14 protein-coding genes are annotated in these 16,318 nt (G+C 44.7%); 3 read left to right on the top strand and 11 right to left on the bottom strand.

Annotated elements, in window-relative coordinates; genetic code table 11:
• Nucleotides 1-44 precede the first annotated feature (44 nt).
• From AABK40_RS16400 to AABK40_RS16390, 3 genes are all read left to right on the top strand, one after another.
• Nucleotides 45-1,187, top strand: coding sequence for a TolC family protein (locus tag AABK40_RS16400; protein WP_421953311.1), 1,143 nt, complete (start codon nt 45-47; stop codon nt 1,185-1,187).
• A gap of 863 nt (nt 1,188-2,050) precedes the next feature.
• Nucleotides 2,051-3,856 (top strand): efflux RND transporter periplasmic adaptor subunit, encoded by a 1,806-nt coding sequence (locus tag AABK40_RS16395; protein ID WP_338398179.1) that lies wholly within the window; start codon nt 2,051-2,053, stop codon nt 3,854-3,856.
• Nucleotides 3,857-4,212: 356 nt separating this feature from the next.
• A complete protein-coding gene (locus tag AABK40_RS16390) occupies nt 4,213-4,761 on the top strand; it encodes a DUF3347 domain-containing protein (RefSeq protein WP_338398178.1) in 549 nt (182 codons plus the stop codon).
• 143 nt (nt 4,762-4,904) lie between these two features.
• On the opposite strand, the gene AABK40_RS16385 is transcribed toward AABK40_RS16390, so the two are convergent.
• From AABK40_RS16385 to AABK40_RS16335, 11 genes are all read right to left on the bottom strand, one after another.
• A complete protein-coding gene (locus AABK40_RS16385; protein ID WP_338398177.1) occupies nt 4,905-5,564 on the bottom strand; it encodes an SCO family protein in 660 nt (219 codons plus the stop codon).
• Nucleotides 5,533-6,117 carry a toxin-antitoxin system YwqK family antitoxin gene (locus tag AABK40_RS16380; protein ID WP_338398176.1) on the bottom strand — a complete coding sequence of 195 codons (585 nt, stop codon included), beginning with the start codon at nt 6,115-6,117 and terminating at the stop codon, nt 5,533-5,535. The genes AABK40_RS16385 and AABK40_RS16380 overlap by 32 nt, the downstream gene beginning before the upstream one ends.
• Nucleotides 6,117-6,875 (bottom strand): YHYH protein, encoded by a 759-nt coding sequence (locus tag AABK40_RS16375; protein WP_332922028.1) that lies wholly within the window; start codon nt 6,873-6,875, stop codon nt 6,117-6,119. The genes AABK40_RS16380 and AABK40_RS16375 overlap by 1 nt, the downstream gene beginning before the upstream one ends.
• Nucleotides 6,876-7,084: 209 nt before the next feature.
• Entirely contained in the window at nt 7,085-7,660 is a 576-nt protein-coding gene (locus AABK40_RS16370) for a helix-turn-helix domain-containing protein (protein WP_338398175.1), read from the bottom strand.
• Nucleotides 7,661-7,963: 303 nt separating this feature from the next.
• Nucleotides 7,964-10,246 (bottom strand): chondroitinase-B domain-containing protein, encoded by a 2,283-nt coding sequence (locus tag AABK40_RS16365; RefSeq protein WP_338398174.1) that lies wholly within the window; start codon nt 10,244-10,246, stop codon nt 7,964-7,966.
• A 222-nt stretch (nt 10,247-10,468) separates the two neighbouring features.
• On the bottom strand, nt 10,469-11,140 hold the full coding sequence (locus tag AABK40_RS16360; protein ID WP_338398173.1) for a bifunctional 4-hydroxy-2-oxoglutarate aldolase/2-dehydro-3-deoxy-phosphogluconate aldolase: 672 nt from the start codon (nt 11,138-11,140) through the stop codon (nt 10,469-10,471).
• Between the two features lie 260 nt (nt 11,141-11,400).
• A complete protein-coding gene (locus AABK40_RS16355) occupies nt 11,401-12,438 on the bottom strand; it encodes a PfkB family carbohydrate kinase (RefSeq protein ID WP_338398172.1) in 1,038 nt (345 codons plus the stop codon).
• Between the two features lie 26 nt (nt 12,439-12,464).
• Nucleotides 12,465-13,463: a PfkB family carbohydrate kinase gene (locus AABK40_RS16350; protein WP_338398171.1), complete on the bottom strand. Its 999-nt coding sequence runs from the start codon at nt 13,461-13,463 to the stop codon at nt 12,465-12,467.
• 171 nt (nt 13,464-13,634) lie between these two features.
• Nucleotides 13,635-14,399 (bottom strand): SDR family NAD(P)-dependent oxidoreductase, encoded by a 765-nt coding sequence (locus AABK40_RS16345; RefSeq protein ID WP_332922911.1) that lies wholly within the window; start codon nt 14,397-14,399, stop codon nt 13,635-13,637.
• Nucleotides 14,400-14,424: 25 nt separating this feature from the next.
• Entirely contained in the window at nt 14,425-15,726 is a 1,302-nt protein-coding gene (locus AABK40_RS16340) for an MFS transporter (RefSeq protein WP_332922910.1), read from the bottom strand.
• Nucleotides 15,727-15,752: 26 nt separating this feature from the next.
• Nucleotides 15,753-16,130 (bottom strand): cupin domain-containing protein, encoded by a 378-nt coding sequence (locus AABK40_RS16335; protein ID WP_332922909.1) that lies wholly within the window; start codon nt 16,128-16,130, stop codon nt 15,753-15,755.
• Nucleotides 16,131-16,318 lie beyond the last annotated feature (188 nt).

Below are 16,318 nucleotides of genomic sequence, written 5' to 3'. Positions count from 1 at the left end.
TATTAGCAAAAGCCCAAGTCCCCGAGCACTACATCGAGCAGGCGATGCAAAACAATCCGACGCTTCAGGCACAATACAAAGCCTTTGAGCAGTCGATGGAAAAGGTGGCCGAGGTGCAAGGCTTGCCCGATCCGCAATTGTCAATGGGATATTTCATTCGCCCGATCGAAACCCGCAACGGACCGCAACGCGCCAAGTTTTCGCTGATGCAACAGTTCCCGTGGTTCGGAACGCAAAAGGCGAAAGCTTCGGTGGCGCATTTGCGGGCGGAGGCACAGTACCAACAATTTATTGATGCTCAGCAAAAAATTCGGTATCAACTCTGCAAGGCATACAATCCTTTGATCGAGCAACAGACGATGGAACGGATCGAGCAGGAAAATATTCAATTGCTGTCGGCTTATAAAAATATTGCCCTGAGCAAGTTTGAAAATAATGAAGGAAGCATGGCGAATGTCCTGCGGGTGGATATGATGCTGAAGGAGGCGCAGGTCAATCTGAAAGTGATTCAGCAAAAAGTAAAGCCTTTGCTGGCAAGCTTCAACCGCTACCTGCACCAACCGATGGAGGCAAGCGTTGAACTACCCGTGCTCGCCTACCCTGATACTTTGCAATGGGAAGCACAGGCGCAAATGGACAGTGCCTTTGCTCAGCATCCTGAAATATTGGCCATGCAGAAAATGGTAGAGGCAGGCGAAGCGCAGGCGCAAGTCGCCCGAAAGTTGGGCGCTCCAAAGCTTGGCATCGGTCTGGATTATATGATCGTCGGGCAATCGGATATGCCCGCTGAATCTTCGGGGCAGGATGCGCTGATGCCGATGGTGTCGGTAAGCCTACCGATTTTTCGCAAAAAATATAAGGCGATGAAGCAGTCCGCCGAGCTTTCGCAACAGCAGTGGCAGTTTCAGCAAGAGGCGGTTCGGGATCAGCTGAAGAGCGATTATGAACAGGCTGTTTTTGAAATCGAAAGTCAGGTGCAGTATTATAATTTGTATCAGGCGCAGTATGTTGAAAGTCAGCAGACGCTCGACCTTTTGTACACTGCTTATGCCAATTCAGGTAAAGATTTCGAGGAGGTTTTGCGGATGCAACAGCAGTTGCTTCAGTACAAAAAGCGAAAGGCAAGCGCATGGACCAAGTATCAGAATGCCTTGGCGGAGTTGGGGTATTTGTTGGGGGGAAATTGAAACAACAAAAATTTTATTTAGGCGCTGTAGGGGCTGACCTGCGTGTCAGCCCTTAAAGAAATAAAAAACACGTTCAGGTCAGACACATTGGTCTGACCCCAATGTCATTAAGTTAAGGGCTTATTGCTTAAAGGCATGTATTAATTTGACCAATGAAAGGAAAATCCCGAAGGGATGACATATCATAGCCCGGGGTGAAACCCCGGGAAAATGGCCTACGAAATGCTGAGCCCTGAAAGGGCGTAATATAAATTTCTATACAAATAAAGAGTAGCACCCTTTCAGGGTTATAGGTTTTAGGGTTGGTATTTCGAGGGGTTTCACCCCTCGCTATGTAGTGTAATCCCTTCGGGATATAAAAATAGATACCTGAGGTATGTGCTAATGATCTTTCAAATCATACTTCTTAGTATTTGCTAAGGTTTAACCTGTTATAAAACCATAACTTCGAATAAATGATCGGCTGTTTCTTAACTTAATGACATTGGGTCTGACCCTACCACCAACAATGATGGCAGATTATTTTGTACTAACGTACGGACGTTGCATGCAACGTCCCTACCCATCAATAATCAACAAAAGAATAAATAAAAAATCATAGTAATCCTGTAAATCAAGGTAATCATGGTCTATAACACTTTACTGGTCGTAGGCTCCTGTCTACGACCAACAATGATAACAGATTATTTTGTACTAACGTACGGACGTTGCATGCAACGTCCCTACCCATTGAAATAAGAATAAATAAAAATCATGGTAATCCTGTAAATCAAGGTAATCATGGTCTATAACACACAAACAGAGACCTATCACGAGAAGGACTCTCGCGATAGGTTTTAGATAGTCAAAAAAATAAAAAAATCATGATCAAAAAATATATCAATAAACAAACCGCCGGCTACCTTGCGCTTCTTCTCGCAGGGCTATTAATCGGGCGATTCTTTTTCCAAAAACCATCCGAAAAAGAAGTTATAGCTACCGAAAAATCGGAACAAAAAACGACTTACACCTGTGCGATGCACCCGTCTGTTCGCCTGGATCATCCTGGCGATTGCCCGATCTGCGGGATGGAACTGATTCCCGTGGATCATGAGCAGGGCGAACAAGTTGATGTTGATGCAGTGAAGATGAGTCCGCAGGCGATGGCTTTAGCATCGGTAGAAACAACCACCGTGGGCGAAGCTTCAGCAGAGAATACCCTTGCACTGAATGGAAAGATTGCGCCCGATGAGCGAAAGGTGTTCACGCAGGTGGCGCACTTTGCGGGTCGCGTGGATGGGCTGTCCGTGAATTTCACGGGTGATTATGTGCGCAAGGGTCAACCCTTGGCGGTAATTTATTCGCCTGCCTTGGTAACGGCGCAAGAAGAACTTTTTCAGGCGCAAAAGTTCAGGGACAGTCAGCCGGCGCTTTGGGCGTCAGCCAAACGGAAGCTGAAAAACTGGAAGCTGACGGATGCTCAGATTGAAAAGATCATCGCTTCGGGCAAAGTACAGGAGAGCTTCCCGATCTTGGCGGATGTTTCGGGCGTGGTGATGAAAAAGATGGTCAATGTGGGCGATCACCTGATGGAAGGACATCCGATGTTTGAGATTGCCGATCTGAAACACCTTTGGGTACAGTTTGAAGTGTATGAATCACAATTGTCTTTGGTGAAAAAAGGAACAAAAGTGAGCTACACTGTTGCAGGTCAGCCTTCGAAAAAATATGAGGGCACAATTGATTTTGTAGATCCGGTGGTGAACCCGAAAACGCGGGTGGCACATGCCCGATTGTTGTTGAAAAATTCGGATATGGTGCTAAAGCCTGAGACTTTTGTTCGTGGAAAGGTGCAGCTCAATAGCGAAAGCCAAGCAGAAAAATTATTGGTGCCCGCTTCCGCCGTGCTATGGACCGGCAAGCGTTCAGTAGTGTATGTTCAGCAAAAAACAGCCGATCAACTTTATTTCCGCATGCGGGAAATTGAATTGGGTAAAAGAATGGGCGACCAATATGAGGTGTTGAGTGGATTGACCGAAGGCGAAGAGGTGGTTACCGAAGGCGCTTTCAGTGTGGATGCTTCGGCGCAGTTGGCAGGCAAGCCAAGCATGATGAGCCCTGAAGGTGGCGGTGCCCCTAAAATGAATATGCCGGGAATGAAAATGGACATGAAGATGGATAAGGGGATGAAGATGAAACATGAGCACCACGGGATGAAAATGACTTTCGATCAGCGGGCTCAATTGTCCTCGGCAAATCAACAAATCTTCGAAGCCTTGTTGAATGATTATTTACAAATCAAAAAGGCATTGGCTTCGGATGATTTTGCTTCGGCTCAAAAGGCATCCAACGATTGGGTTACAAATTATCAAAAGATGAAAGCGTTAAAACTGAAGGCAGAAGCCAACGAACGGATGCAGATGTTTGCACATCATTTCGATCCGATCAGCAAGCATTTGTCCTCGGCAAAAAATATGGATGAGCTTCGGAAAACGTTCAAGCCCTTCTCTTCGACGATGATCGCTTTCGTAAAAGCCTTCGATGCCTTCCCGACCGTGTACATCATCCACTGCCCGATGGCGGATGGGGATCAAGGTGCCGACTGGCTCGACACAACCGATCAGGTGTTAAACCCTTATTTTGGTTCGAAGATGCTGAAGTGTGGGTATCGGACGGGGGTGGTGAAATAGGTTGATCGATATTTTAGGGGCTGTCGCACAACTGGCTTCGCAATATATCAAACCAAATAAAATTTGATCATGCCTTTATTTACCATGGAATGAATTCCATGTCTATTGTGAAAAATCCTTTCAGGACTGGTGTACCAAAGGTACATTTCGTAATAGCTGCGGGTTTTAACCCGTAGTACATAAGCGGCAGAATAAAATTTGGGTATTGATAATCAATTGGCAATTGTGCAACAGCCCTAAACGTATTTTATTTAATTATTTAGGGCGAGCACTTAAGCTCGCCCCTATATTGATTTCAAAATATTAAAATTATTATTCCTACCTTTAATTAAACATTTACATAAATGAACTCAACAATGAAAAACCTAACCAACCTTTGTTTACTTTTGATCGTCAGCATTTTATTTGCCTGCGAAGGCGAACAGAAAAAAGAAGATCATGCGGGGCACGATCACGCAACAGAAATGACAACGACCACCGATACCACCGTATCACATGAAGCCAATGACAATGTTTCTGCCGACGGCACACAAAAATTATTGGCGGGCTACTTCGAAATCAAAGATGCTTTGGTGAAGACCGAGCCTGAAACCGCCTCCAAAAAAGCGCTGGCCTTTGTAAAAGTTCTCGAAGCCAACGACGCTGGGCAGTTGTTTGCCTCCACCCGCGCGATTGCTTCGGCTAAAGATGTAAAAGAGCAACGCAAGCAGTTCGAGGTACTCTCTCAGCAGATGTATATGTTGGTAAAAAATAATAAGACCGACGGCGCAACGGTTTACAAACAGTTCTGCCCGATGGCCTTCGACAATAAGGGCGCTTTTTGGCTGGCCAAAGAAAAGGAAATCAACAATCCTTATTTCGGCGACAAGATGTTGCACTGCGGAATGGTACAGGAGGAGTTGTAAACTTGGGCTGCCAATAAAAAAGGGCTGTTGCCTCATAGGCATTTCGTTGTTTGTTTTCTCGGTGCAAACCCGATGTTATGAATGTGTCATCGGCTTGTTATTCAGGCCAAAAAAATGATGCAACAGCCCCTTTATAGCCACGATCAAAGTGTTTTTCGCAAGCAGTGGATATCAGCGATCAGCTGCTGAACATCCAAAGCCAAAGTGCCATTGTAAATCCCACGAATTCGCTTATCGGCATCCACCAAAATTAAATGTTCCGTGTGCAAAAAGTCGGTACTGTCGCGGCTGTAGCCAATGTCTTCTTCCGCAAAATAAGCCTGTCGGGCGAGTTGGTAAATCTCACTTTGCTTACCCGTCAAAAAATGCCAGTTCGGGTCACTGATTTCATAAGATTTCTTAAAAGCCTGCATCACGGCTGGAGTATCATACCACGGCGTTACTGAAAAAGACAGCAGCCCCACACGGTCGTCCTTTTCAAATGCTTTACTGACCGATTGCATTTGCTGAACCATCGTTGGGCAAATACTTCCGCAGGTCGTAAAAATAAAGCTGGCCACATGAATTTTTCCCTCAATCCAATGCTGATCCAACAGCAGGCTGTCCTGATTCAGTAATTTAAACGGACTGATTTTATGGGTAATTCCTGCTTCAATCTCTTCTGGAGCCGACAAAAATAGAGGTGTGAAAGTGGGCTCATTATAATAGGGCAACATCGTCGATGCCTCCACGGTTTTTTCCGCTCCACTTTGGCACGACCACAGCAATAGGCTACTGATTAACAGCCAGACTGTCCGATACATTAACGCAGTTTTTCGTCCCCAGCAAGCCGTACCTTCTACCATTGATGATAACATAATTCGCTCTGATTTTTCCATTGTCATACCATAATTTTTGTTCCCCTTCTTCCTGCCCATCTTTATAATGTGCAAGATGAATCAACTGACCGTCCACATTCCACTCCTGCAACTTCCCCTGATAAATTTCCCGCTCAGCAGTATACTCAAAACATTTGTTTCCATTTTTCCAGAAGGCCACCTGCGGGCCATCTTTCAGCCCGTCTGAAAAATAACGACACTCCTGCCGCTCCCCACTCTCGTACCATTTTTGCACCAACCCATGCGGACGCCCTTCCTGATATTCACCCTTGAAAACAGTATCTGCTTCCATACTCAAATCATAGACGCTCCCTGAAAAAGGCTGCCCCTGATAGTAGGCACGATCATCATGCGTGGTGGTGGTTAAGGCCGACCGTCGGATTGCGTTCGGCCCCGTGTAAGGCTCCGTTCCTGTCGCCGCCTCTTTGGTGGGGCTACAGGAAAAAACCAACAGGCACCATAAAATTAATCGGTTCATTACTGACTGACCGTTCCTGCCTGACCATAAAACCCATTCCCGTTGATGTAAGGTGCCTCATTGGTCACATGGTAATGGTAGATCCCTTCGGGGAAATCAGCCGTTACGTGGGAATGCCCATGAAACTCATCAAGGTTCTCCACGGCGGCACCATTTTCCTCAGGCCCATAAACAGGGAAACCGTCCAGCAAAAAGCCCAGCAAAGCAGATTTGTAAGCCGTTACGGTGGTCAGGTAAGTGGGCTCTACATGATAATGAAAAGTCCCGTTTCCAGTCGGGTGGCCCAAATACTGGTCAAAGCTTTTGTATTCATCGGTTAAAGGCTGATTTGGTCCCGCATACTGATTGAAAAATGGCACCCCATTCAACGAGACCCCAATCGCACCAAGAGGTGTAGGCGCATGTCGGTCGGCCTTTTCAGGATTCAGCGGAATTCGAAAAGTATAATCAAAAGAAGCAATGGTATTGGGATTTTTCTGAAAGGTATAGCCCTCAAATGTCGTTCCACTGAAGGGCTCATATAAATCACTTGTTGTAGGATAATAAACGCTTTTATGATCTGGCATTCCTGTGGTTTTGATCACAATAAAGTCGCCATCGAGCATCAGTCGGGAAGCCCCATATATTTTCTCATAAACTGCTGGAATTTCCTGATCGGCATCAGGATCCATAATATCAGCAACATCATTTGCGCCATCAGAGCAGGCCATTAAAAAGCCTATAATAAGGGTAAACAGAACGGCATTAAAAGTTTTCATAGGATATTAGTTAGGTTCATACACTATGATTGGATGCAGTTGCGCCAAAAAAGTTTAATGCCTCACTAAAAATATCCCTACTATTGATGTAGGATATGGCGGATTTTTCACGGAACACGGCGCCCACCCCAGCTTAGCTTACTAAATGCCAAACCCTTATCCGCCTGAAATAAAAAAACAATAAGGTGGATAAAAAAATAGCGATTGCCTCATAATTCATCGATGCCGCTGCGTTTTGGCCGATCGAGTTGTTTGAATTGTGTGGGCGTCATGCCTGTTTCCTTTTTGAATTGTGCCGAAAGGTAAGCGACCGAGCTGTAATTTAACTGATGGGCAATTTCCGATAACGACCGCTCATCGTAAATGAGGTATTCCTTGACCATCTCGATCTTTTGTTTGAGAATATATTTTTCAATCGTGATGCCCTCTGTTGCAGAAAACAACTTCGTCAGTACTGAATAAGTATGCCCGAGTTTGGCAGAGAGAAAGTCTGACCAGTTTGCGGTCATTTCTTCTTCCTGATGGTGTATTTTTTCGATAATCAGCTGTTTGAGCTGTGCAATCAGTTTTGCATTTCGCGAAGAAAGTAACTCAAAGCCCAAATCCTTCAGCCCTGAAGCCAACGCCTCGGTTTGTGATGCTGAAAGTTGATCAGCAAGTAGCACCGTCCCCAGCCCAACCTCCTGATAATTGATTTGAAGTTGTTGCAGTAAATCCGAGACCGCCATAATGCACCGCGGACAAACCATGTTTTTTATCTGTATCGAAAGCGTTTCCTTGCTCATTGTAGAACTCCTTTTCTGTTGGTTGCCTGTAAAATAATCAATTTTCCCCTGACAAACGATAGGAAAAGAAAAAGCCCTTCGCTGAAAAAATCAGGAAGGGCCAAGATACATAGCATTAAGGAAAGACATTTTAATAACCCCCTGTGCGGGTGGCCATTGTATTTTTTAAGGGACCCATGCTATGATCAATTCATCCAACAGTAATTTAACAGGACTGGAAAAGAGCACCTGCACCGCAATGCATGGCGCAATCTTTTTCCTCCTGAGCTGACTCATATTTGGCAAATGGGACAGCGGAATATTTTATTTTGTTCCGAAAGAACCACCGAATTCGTTGTTGGTTTTCAACTTCATCGCTTCCTCACGGTTCATTTTCTTGTTCACTTCGTAAACGTGCTCGCCCTTACGTTTGTAGTAAGATTCGATACGTCCAGCGTTGATCGATAAGATATTGTCGATTTTAGAAACTGCCCACAATGGATCTTCGAAGCGGATTGTACGTCCTGAAGCACCAGAGTTGTAGAAGAACAGTCCGTCGATATCCAACTGCTGAACACCCCACAACAATACGGCAGAACCCAGCTCTTTATTACCTGTTTCGATGAAGTCACAGTTTTTCAATTTCACTGAAGGGCCAGTCGTTGATTCGTCATTACCCATACGTGTAATTTCCATCGCACCAGTCATTACTTTATCGAAAGTACAGTTCTCGATGGTTACTTCTTCAGCGCTGTAACGTCCTTTTTTCTCTGTTTGACCGTTGATGTTCAACGCCACACCTGAGATGTTAGTGAACAAACAGTTTTTGAAAGTAATTTCATCAGCGAAAGTAGAAGTGTAAGCGCGGAATGCACAGAAGTCGGAACCGTCGAAGTTTTGGAATGTACAGTCTGTTACATCCAATGAGTAGTGTTTGATCATTGGAGAAGTAGACGTACTGATCCCCGCTTTTACGATACCTGTATCTGAACGACCGTTGAAGGTAATGCCTGAAACTTTAAGGCTACCACCGTTCTCGATGGTGAAGAATGGCTTTTGGTTGGCATTCGCCAAATAACGGAACATTGAGTGACCTTCACCTTTGTAAACGATGTTTACGAAGTGCGTCAAGTGGATACCATCAGCAAAGTGAATTTCAGGAGCCGTGATCTCGATGGTTTCACCGTCTTCGGCATTTTTGATCGCTGAAGTCAATTCATCAAAAGAAGCTACTTTTACGTGCTTGTCCGTCAAAACAATGGCGTCAGAGATTGGTGTGTACCATTGTGGTCCCGCTTCGTTGTCTTTTACAGGCAACTCAGGCGTAAAGTTTTTGCTTGCCCACAAACCTTCTTTAGTTTTGTGGTAAGTATCAGCAGGAATGGCTTTCATGCCTTTTTCCTTCACTTTGAAACCGTTATTCACGTACTTGTTTCCTTTGAAAGTGAAGCCAGAAATATCATCCAATTTAGTGAAGATATCTCCTTCGTTAGGGTTATAGAAAGTGTTGTTTTTGAAAAGGATATGATCAGGCGTTTGTGTACGCTCGCGGTCAGATCCAACACACAATTCTACGTGAGGGCAATTGAATACGTGGTTATCTTCGATTTTCACATCGTGAGCACGGATGTAACGGTTCGCCAATGAGTTAGGTACCCCATTCATTACCGCCAATGGGCCGAAGAAACGACGACCACCCAAATTTTGGAAGTAGTTGCCTTTGATCAAGTGATTACCGTTGATGATACGCAATCCACCGCTGTTGTTAGACTCACCCAAACCAATGAAATAGTTACCCAACACTTGGTTGCGGTCACCATGACGCATCGTCATTACACCTTCACAACCACGGAAAAGGTTTCCTTTGATTACGTTGTCAGAAGATTTGATCGAAACAACCTCTACCTCACCAGAACAGTGATCGAAGATGTTGTTTTCAATTTGTGTACCTGAAGTTTTGGTACAGTAAGTAGAAGTACCTACACGCAAAGTCTCACCACCGTTTGATCCCAATTTTGGACGGGAACCAAATACGTTGTTGTGAATATGGTGGTAGTTTTCACGCGATTCTGCGTTGTTCAATTTTACGGCCATCAATACACCGGCATTCAATTTACCACCGAAGTAACAGTGATCGATTTCGTTGTGTTGTCCGTAAAGTTCTACCCAAGAAGTTTTTTCGAAACGGTCAGCAGGGTTGTAGTGGTCGATCACGACCTCGCTCATGCGAACGTGTTTGGCTACTTTGTTTCCGATTTTGAAACGAACCGCCACACGGCCTTGTGCATAACCATCAGTAAATACCAAACCTTTTACGGTGAAGTATTCTCCAGCCATCTCCAAAGAAGAGTTGCCTACCAAAATGGTTTTTCCTGATTCTTCCGCCTGAACAACGATACCCGCTTTTGGCGTACCCTGAAGATCAAGCTTAATTTTGGCATCGGTCCATCGGCCAGAGGCCAACGAGATGGTATCACCTGCTACGGCAGATTTGGTGGCGTCTTTCAACGCATTCATATCCTTGACAACCACATTTTTCGCCTGCACAGTCCCCAAGGCTGCGGCAAGAAAAAGGGTCATGGATAACTTTGAGAAAAAGCTTTTCATGAAATCTAAAGTAAATATTGTTAAAAATTGGGCAAAAAAGATGGCTGGCCACCTTGATTGATCCACGATATTGGTACAGGGGATGAAGGGCTGGATTTCTCCCAAGAAAAAATCCCTAAGATACTTTAGTGTCAGAAAGTAACCAATTAGCAAAACACGTACTGCTGACACAAAACAAAGCCCAAGCACAAAAAGTGCTCAGGCCTCAAATAATTGATTAACTTAACCGCGAAGCTCAGCGATAATCGTCAAAGCTTCTTTAGTTTTATTCTTGATCGCCTCCAAATCAAAGTTGCCATCAGCATCTTTGATCATCAATTGCGATCCCATTCCTACACAGTGAACTCCTGCATTGAACCACTCTGTCAAGTTCTCACGCTCAGGCTTCACACCACCTGTTGGCATGATCGATGACCATGGGAAAGGACCTTTTACCGCTTTCACGAAATCAGGGCCACCTACTTGCTGACCAGGGAAGATTTTCACTACCTCGCAACCCAATTCTTCCGCCTGAGAAATCTCAGACAAAGAACCACAACCTGGAGACCAGGCGATCTTGCGGCGGTTACATACTTTGGCCATCTCTGGGTTCATGATTGGAGAAACCACGAAGTTTGCACCCAATTGGATGTACAATGCAGTCGTTGGAGCATCAACGACAGAACCGATACCCAAGATCATCTCTGGGGTTTCAGTAGCTGCCCATTTGATCAATTCGCCAAAAACCTCGTGGGCGAAATCGCCACGGTTTACGAATTCAAATACACGTGCTCCACCATCGTAAGTAGCTTTCAATACTTGCTTACAAACGTCCAAGTCTTTGTGGAAGAATACAGGAATCATCCCTGTTTCTTTCATCTTTTGAGCGACTTCAATTCTTGTGAATTTTGCCATTACTGGAATATATTTTGTCCTCCTGTCAGTTAAGAATTAACCCACAGATTACACAGATTTCCACAGATTTGATGTGTTCCTCCAAAGATCTGATAAACTGTCAGGGGCTCTTTTATTAATGAATTTGTTTAAAAGAGGTCAATGCTATTTTTACATCAACCTCTAATATGTCCTAATCAGTACCTGTGATTTCATCAACTCCCTAAAAAAATCTGTGAGCATCTGTGTAATCTGTGGGTACTCATCAAAACAAAGAAATCTTATCGAGCTACGCGACCTGAAGCGTCACCACCCATCAATTTCTCTACTTCGTCAACCGTTACCAAGTTGAAATCACCTTTGATCGTGTGTTTCAAACATGAAGCAGCTACGGCGAAGTCCAAAGCTTTTTGATCATCTTCCGTGTAAGTGTTCAATCCGTAGATCAATCCACCCATGAAAGAATCTCCACCACCTACACGGTCAACGATGTGCGTGATATCGTATTTGCGAGCAGATTTGAACAACGTTTTGCCGTCATACAATACACCTTCCCAAGTGTTGTGGTTGGCGTTGATAGAACCACGAAGTGTAGTGATTACTTTCTTCACTTTTGGGAACTTAGCCATGATCTTTTTAGATACAGACAAGTAAGCTTCGCCATCTACATGACCACCTGTTACGTCCACACCGTCAGGAGAAATGTGCAATGCCATTTCAGCATCTTCTTCGTTACCCAAAACAACGTCTGTCAGAGCAACCAATGCTGGCATTACTTCATGACAAGCTTTTCCGTATTTCCACAATTTAGCGCGGTAGTTCAAATCACAAGAAACAGTAATTCCCATTTCCTGAGCAACTTCCAAAGCTTCTTTCAAAGCATCTGCAGCACCTTGCGACAACGCTGGCGTGATACCTGTCCAGTGGAACCAAGTAGCATCAGCGAAAACTTCTTTCCAGTTGATCATGCCTGGTGTGATCTCAGCAATAGCAGAGTTGGCACGGTCATAAACGACTTTAGAACCACGAGCTACAGCACCTGTTTCCAGGAAGTAGATCCCTACGCGGTCACCGCCCAAAGCGATGTTTTTAGTCTCCACGTTGTAAGAACGCAATTTTTTGATCGCAGCATCACCGATATCATTTTTTGGAAGACGAGTTACAAACTCTGCATCCATACCGTAATTTGCCAATGAAACGGCTACGTTTGACTCACCACCACCGTAAGTTGCTTCGAACTCATTTGCTTGGTGAAAACGCAAGTAACCAGGTGTTGCCAAACGCAACATGATCTCTCCAAAAGTAACTACCTTTGCCATCTGTCTATTATTATTAATTAGTTGAATTATCTACTGATTAGTCCGTTGCGGTCGCCACCCATAAGTGCTTCAACCTCCTCAACAGAACATATATTTTGATCGCCAACCACAAAGTGCTTCAATGTAGAAGCTGCCGCAGCAAAATCCACGGCCTCCTGCTTGGTTTCGTAATTTCTTAATGCATAAATCAATGCCGCCATAAAGGAGTCTCCGCCCCCTACACGATCGACAATGTGTGTCAGGTTGTAAGTACAGCTGCGATAAACGCGCTCGCCATCATAGAGAATACCCGCCCACGTATTGTGGCTTGCCGATACACTTCCTCGTGCGGTAAAAACCACCAACTTACAGTTTGGATATTTATCCATCATCTGCTGCCCTGCTTCTGCATAGAGCTCATCAGATACTTTTTCTTTAACCACATCAACATTGGGGTGGATCCCCGACATGATGTCGCAATAATTCATCAATTCTGGCATAACTTCTTCCGCTTCCACACCCCAGTTCCAGAGGTTTTTGCGGTAGTTGTAATCACCAGAAATGGTTACGCCCTTGGCTTTTGCCGCTTTCAGGGCTTCTTTGGTTACATTAAAAGCCGAAGCCGATAATGCAGGTGTAATGCCTGTCCAGTGAAACCATTCAGCATCCTCAAAGACTTCGTCCCAGTTAATGCTGTTTGTTTCGATGGTTGACATTGAGGAGTGGTCACGGTCGTAGATCACCTTACTGCCACGATAAACCGCCCCATTTTCAAAATAGTAAAGTCCCAGTCGGTTTCCGCCCCAGTGGACATTGTGCGTATTCACGCCAAAGCTTTTGAGCGACATTATTGCCAGCTCTGCCATGTCGTTTTTAGGAAGGCGAGTAACAAAAGAAACATCTTCGCCAAATTGCGCCAAAGAAACGGCTACATTGGCTTCCGCGCCGCCAAAATCAATGTCTAAACTTTTAGACTGTCTCAACCTTACCGATCCTGGTGATGCCAAACACATCAGCATCTCACCGAAACTAACAACTTTACTCATCGTTCACACAAACTTATTTTTGCAGACATCCGCGGCGCATCAGCGCATCCTGGAGGTTTGCATCAGATATATTAAACCTTACCGTTGGACATGGCCATGGCGACCAGGCTTATGGTAAAGGAGGAACAAGGCCTGCTCGAAAAAGCGGGCCTTGTTATTTATTTTATTGCATCAAGAGAATGCCAAACCACCGTTGATATCGATGTTGTTACCTGAAAGGAATGAAGACTTGTCAGAAGCCAAGTAAACCACCAAGTCAGCAACCTCATCAGCACGACCTTCACGACGCAAAGCAGTTGCACCAGCAACATTTACACGCGCTTGAGCAGGAGTGTGATCATCGTGGAATTTCGTTGCGATCATACCTGGGCACAATGCGTTACAACGGATACCATCAGGTCCCAATTCTTTCGCCATTGCACGAGTGAAGCCCATTACAGCAGCTTTAGAAGCACCGTACAAAGAAGCACCACCACCAGCACCGTCACGACCAGCCTGAGAAGCAAAGTTCACGATAGAAGAACCTTCACCCAAGTGAGGACGAACCGCTTTAGTCATCGACCAAACTGTTTTCATGTTCAAGTCCATCAACAAGTTGTACCAGTTCTCGTCTTGCTCTTCGATTTTCTTACGACCAACAATACCACCTGCAACGTTCACCAATACATCGATACGCTCACCGAATGTTTCAACACATTTAGCAACAACGTTCTCAACGTCTTCAGTTTTCATCAAGTCACCAGCAACAGTGATGATCTCAGCACCTTTTTCTTTTGCCAAACGTACAGTCTCAGCAGCATTTTCTTCTGCTTTGTCTTCAGCTGCATAGTAGTTCACTACCAATTTTGCACCTGCTTCTGCCATTGCCAAAGTGATTTCACGTCCGATGTCACGTACACCACCTGTAATAATTGCTACTTTTCCTGAAAGATTCATAATTGTGATTATTTAAGTAATTTTGTTAATTTTTTTCTACTGGCTTCAAATTCTTCGCTAAAAGGAAGATGGAGCCGACACCCAATGGTACCAATACCGCAATCAAGATAAAGACTGGAGTATAGGATACACTGGAAATTTTCGCCACGAGGAAGTTCATCAGTACGACTGACAAAACGCCCACAGTGCCACCGAGTCCAGCAAGTGAACCCACTGATTTTCCAGCAAGCAAATCGGAAGGGATGGTCTGTACATTACCGATAGCAAACTGAAAGCCGAACAATACAAAGGCGACAATTGCGACGAATACTTCTGGTGTTTTTGCGAATAATATAGTGGCTACCAAGCCCAGGAACATAATTGCACCACCAATGATGATGGTCTTTTTCCGAGCGTAGTTGACCGTTTTTCCTTGTTTTAATAGTAAGCCTGAGTAATATCCTCCGACGATCGAGCCAAGGGCTGCACCCACATAAGGCACCCAAGCGAACATCCCGATTTCTTTGACATTAAAGCCGTAAGTATCGGCGAGGTAGATGGGCATCCAGCCAACGAACAACCACCAGATGGGCTCGAAAAAGAAACGCGAAGCCAACACTGCCCAACAAGCACGGTGGCTCAGGATCTCTTTCAGGCTCATGGCCTTACTGTTCTCGTCGTTATCCTCTTCGCTTTGGCCAGATTTGATGTACTCACACTCTGCCTCATTCACCCAGGGGTGATTTTTCGGATTTCCTTTATTGATCAAGATCCAAGGGAGGATCCACAGCATACCGAAAGAACCGACAAACATAAAGGTGGTTCTCCAGCCAAATGCTGCCCACAAATAGGCGATCAACAATGGGGCAACTACGGCACCCAGAGAGGCTCCTGCGTTAAACAATCCCTGTGCAAAAGCACGCTCCTTGATCGGGAACCATTCGGCATTACTTTTTACGGCACCAGGCCAGTTACCTGCTTCGCCAAAACCCAGGGTTGATCTTAAAAAACCAAAACCGAAGATTCCTCTTACGAAACTGTGACAGAAGGAAGAAATTGACCAGATACCGATCGAGATGACATAGCCGAAGCGTGTCCCGACCTTATCGAAGATCTTCCCAGAAAATGACTGCCCAAGGGCATAAGCCACCATGAAAATATTGAGGATCAAAGCATAATCTGCTTTGGTGAGATCCAGGTCTTTAGCAATATCGGGCCACATCATTGCCAATGCCGACCTGTCAATATAATTAATGACCGTCGCCAGGGCGATTAAGCCGATAATTACCCAGCGCATATTGGTTTTCACCTTTTTCGCTGAGCCTTTCCATTCATTTTTGCTTTTCATGGCCACAAGAGTTTTTTGGGTAATGATTATTTACCGCCGCCTAAATATGCAGGCTTAGTACCGTCAAGGAAGTCTTCTCTGATCGGGCTGAAAACGTCAATCAACATTCCTGCTTCAAGGCAAACTGCTGAGTGCATCAAATCTGGTGCGATGTAAAAAGAATCGCCACCTTTCAACACTTGTTTTTTACCTTCAACATCCATTTCAAATGCGCCACTTACTACATAGGTAGTTTGTGAATGAACATGCTGGTGAGGAGTACCGATACTTCCTTTTTCGAAATTTACTTTCACCATCATGATCGACTCATCGTATCCCATGATTTTGCGAGAAATTCCGCCACCTAATACTTCCCATTCGTTGTCAGCATCCAAGAAGAATGCGTCACTCTGTACCTTTTTCATAATTATAAAAATTGTAGATTATCAAAAGAGTCATTAGCGGATCATCCGTCGCCTTTTCCTGATAGAACTGGCGGGCTGATGAATGTGCTAAATTTGGCGTTTTGGTTTTTGGTAAACCAATTGACCTATTACTATATATCAAGATTCATACCATAAGCACGTTCCGCAGAAAAATATATTATCGGTTT

Source organism: Persicobacter psychrovividus (genome assembly GCF_036492425.1).
In the GTDB taxonomy this organism is placed as follows: Bacteria; Bacteroidota; Bacteroidia; order Cytophagales; family Cyclobacteriaceae; genus Persicobacter; species Persicobacter psychrovividus.
The sequence above is the reverse complement of the archived record's forward strand: the minus strand, read 5'-3'. Positions and strand labels throughout refer to the sequence as shown.

Excerpts from the sequence above, each read along its gene's own strand:
- AABK40_RS16400 (WP_421953311.1), top strand. The coding sequence starts at position 45 with ATGCAAAACAATCCGACGCTTCAGGCACAATACAAAGCCTTTGAGCAG.
- AABK40_RS16395 (WP_338398179.1), top strand. The coding sequence starts at position 2,051 with ATGATCAAAAAATATATCAATAAACAAACCGCCGGCTACCTTGCGCTT.
- AABK40_RS16390 (WP_338398178.1), top strand. The coding sequence starts at position 4,213 with ATGAAAAACCTAACCAACCTTTGTTTACTTTTGATCGTCAGCATTTTA.
- AABK40_RS16385 (WP_338398177.1), bottom strand. The coding sequence starts at position 5,564 with ATGTATCGGACAGTCTGGCTGTTAATCAGTAGCCTATTGCTGTGGTCG.
- AABK40_RS16380 (WP_338398176.1), bottom strand. The coding sequence starts at position 6,117 with ATGAACCGATTAATTTTATGGTGCCTGTTGGTTTTTTCCTGTAGCCCC.
- AABK40_RS16375 (WP_332922028.1), bottom strand. The coding sequence starts at position 6,875 with ATGAAAACTTTTAATGCCGTTCTGTTTACCCTTATTATAGGCTTTTTA.
- AABK40_RS16370 (WP_338398175.1), bottom strand. The coding sequence starts at position 7,660 with ATGAGCAAGGAAACGCTTTCGATACAGATAAAAAACATGGTTTGTCCG.
- AABK40_RS16365 (WP_338398174.1), bottom strand. The coding sequence starts at position 10,246 with ATGAAAAGCTTTTTCTCAAAGTTATCCATGACCCTTTTTCTTGCCGCA.
- AABK40_RS16360 (WP_338398173.1), bottom strand. The coding sequence starts at position 11,140 with ATGGCAAAATTCACAAGAATTGAAGTCGCTCAAAAGATGAAAGAAACA.
- AABK40_RS16355 (WP_338398172.1), bottom strand. The coding sequence starts at position 12,438 with ATGGCAAAGGTAGTTACTTTTGGAGAGATCATGTTGCGTTTGGCAACA.
- AABK40_RS16350 (WP_338398171.1), bottom strand. The coding sequence starts at position 13,463 with ATGAGTAAAGTTGTTAGTTTCGGTGAGATGCTGATGTGTTTGGCATCA.
- AABK40_RS16345 (WP_332922911.1), bottom strand. The coding sequence starts at position 14,399 with ATGAATCTTTCAGGAAAAGTAGCAATTATTACAGGTGGTGTACGTGAC.
- AABK40_RS16340 (WP_332922910.1), bottom strand. The coding sequence starts at position 15,726 with ATGAAAAGCAAAAATGAATGGAAAGGCTCAGCGAAAAAGGTGAAAACC.
- AABK40_RS16335 (WP_332922909.1), bottom strand. The coding sequence starts at position 16,130 with ATGAAAAAGGTACAGAGTGACGCATTCTTCTTGGATGCTGACAACGAA.